Source organism: Pseudomonas sp. K5002, assembly GCF_013386655.1.
Classification (GTDB): Bacteria; Pseudomonadota; Gammaproteobacteria; order Pseudomonadales; family Pseudomonadaceae; genus Aquipseudomonas.
Map to the genome: position 1 here is coordinate 1 of NZ_JACARK010001048.1, position 2,086 is coordinate 2,086.

At 61.8% G+C, this 2,086-nt stretch carries 3 protein-coding genes; 2 read left to right on the forward strand and 1 reads right to left on the reverse strand.

Annotated features, from left to right (window positions below; all coding sequences use genetic code 11):
* A partial coding sequence (locus HX846_RS33010) for a peptidase C39 family protein (RefSeq protein WP_178967030.1) occupies positions 1-480 on the forward strand: 480 nt, incomplete at its 5' end.
* Here HX846_RS33010 and sfnG read toward each other — a convergent pair.
* The gene (gene sfnG / locus HX846_RS33015) at positions 464-1,555 is read right to left on the reverse strand and encodes a dimethylsulfone monooxygenase SfnG (RefSeq protein ID WP_087692696.1); all 1,092 of its coding nucleotides are present in this window, start codon (positions 1,553-1,555) and stop codon (positions 464-466) included. The genes HX846_RS33010 and sfnG overlap by 17 nt on opposite strands.
* A gap of 263 nt (positions 1,556-1,818) precedes the next feature.
* Between sfnG and HX846_RS33020 the strand changes: the two genes are divergently transcribed.
* A partial coding sequence (locus tag HX846_RS33020; RefSeq protein WP_178967031.1) for an acyl-CoA dehydrogenase family protein occupies positions 1,819-2,086 on the forward strand: 268 nt, incomplete at its 3' end.

The window sequence follows — 2,086 nt, forward strand, 5'->3', positions numbered from 1 at the left end:
GGCCATGGCGGCTGCAGCCCCCAGGGTTTGGCGCTGGCCGCCTGGCGCCGGGGCTTTCGCGTGCGCATGCAGGTCAATGTCAGCGGGCCGTTGTTTCTCGACGGGGTGCGTGATCAGCATAAAAAAGACGTCATGCGTTTGGTGCATGACGCCTTCGAGGAAGAGTTGGCCTTGAGCGACGTTGAGCAAGTGCTCGGCGGCCCGCTGGATTTACCTCAGGTGCTGCGCGAAGGCGGCCAGCCGCTGGTGTTGATCAGCAGCTACCGCCTGACCCGCTCCAAGTCGCCCCACTGGGTAATCGTCACCGACTGCGACGAAGACTTCGTGTACCTGCACGACCCGGACGTGGATCACAGCCAGCACCGCCAGCCCATGGACTGCCAGCATCTGCCGGTCAGCCATGGGGAGTTCGAGCGAATGTGCCGGTTCGGCAATAACAAATTGCGGGCAGCGGTGGTGGTGTTCAGGCGACTTGCTTGATCCCGGCCTTGGCTTCCAGTTCGCGCACCAGCGGTAATACACGCTTGCCGAAGTATTCCACTTCTTCCTGAAAGTGCAGGAAGCCGGCCAGTACCAGGTCCACGCCGACCGCCTTCAAGGCGACGATGCGCTCGGCAATCTGCTGCGGGGTGCCGATCAGGTTGGTCTTGAAGCCGTCGTTGTATTGCACCAGATCCTCGAAGGTCGACTTGGCCCAGTTGCCCTCACCTTCCGGTGACGCCTTGCCCGCCTGTTTCGCCGCATCGCCAAACGCGTTGACGGCTTCCGGGTCGGCCTGTTCGATGATTTGCGCGAGCACGGCGCGGGCTTCTTCCTCGGTGTCGCGAGCGATCACAAACGCATTCACACCGACTTTCACCGAATGGTTATTGGCCGCCGCCTTGGCGCGAATGTCATCGACCTGGGCCTTGATGCCTTCCGGGGTATTGCCGTTGGTGAAGTACCAGTCCGACACCCGTGCCGCCATGTCCCGCGCGGCCCGCGAACTGCCACCCTGGAAGATTTCCGGGTGGGGCTCGCCCAGTGGCTTGGGCTTGAGGCTGTAGTTGTCGAAGCGGTAGAAATCACCCCGGAAGGTGAAGTTGTCCTGGGTCCAGATGCCTTTCAGGGCGCGTATGAATTCCTCGGAACGGCGATAACGCTCGTCATGCTCCAGCCAGTGTTCGCCGATGGCCTGGAACTCGCCCTTGAACCAGCCGCTGACGATATTGACGGCAACGCGGCCGTTGGTGAGTTGGTCGATGGTTGCCAGTTGCTTGGCCGCCAGCGCAGGTTGCCAGGGGCCTGGCAGGATTGCCGCGATCACCTTGAGCTTGGTGGTGGCCGCCAGCAACGCGTGGCTGAACGCGACCGACTCATGCTGGTATTCGGCGCCATAACCGGCGGTGAAACGAATCTGTGTCAGGGCGTATTCAAAGCCGGCTTCTTCAGCCAACTGCGCCAGCTTGCGGTTGTAGTCGATGCCCCAGTGGGTGCGCTGTTCGATCTTGCTGACCACCAGCCCTCCGCTGACGTTGGGCACCCAGTAGGCAAATTTGACGGCTTGCTGACTCATTGGACTGTACCTCGCGGATTGGCATGTACGAGGTGTGGAGCAGCAACTGTGCCAGTGGGCGTGAGAGGCCCGCACTACCGGCCTTCGAGCGCGGAAACAGGCGAAAAGCAGCCTGCTCCGAGCTGTCATGGATTGCAGCGGTTTGTCGTTTTGCTGTTGCAGGAACAACAGTTGAATCGGCACCCGTCCCGTAAATACGTGCCTTCGCGCCCGGCATGGACCGTGCAATAGCTCACCTATCTCACTGCCCAGGAACCGTCCCCATGACCGAACATCACGTGATCAATCCACTGTCCACCGGCGTCGATTATCACGCCCTGGCCGAACGCTTCCGGCCGATTTTCCAGCGCATCGCCGAGGGTGCCGTAGAGCGCGAACAAACCCGCGCCCTGCCCTACGAGCCGATCCAATGGCTCAAGCAAGCCGGCTTTGGCGCCGTGCGCGTCCCGGTGGACTACGGCGGTGGCGGCGCCTCCCTGCCCCAGCTATTCGAACTGCTGATCGAACTGGCCGAAGCCGACTCCAACGTGC

Coding starts and splice junctions, on each gene's coding strand:
- sfnG (WP_087692696.1), bottom strand. CDS start 1,555: ATGAGTCAGCAAGCCGTCAAATTTGCCTACTGGGTGCCCAACGTCAGC.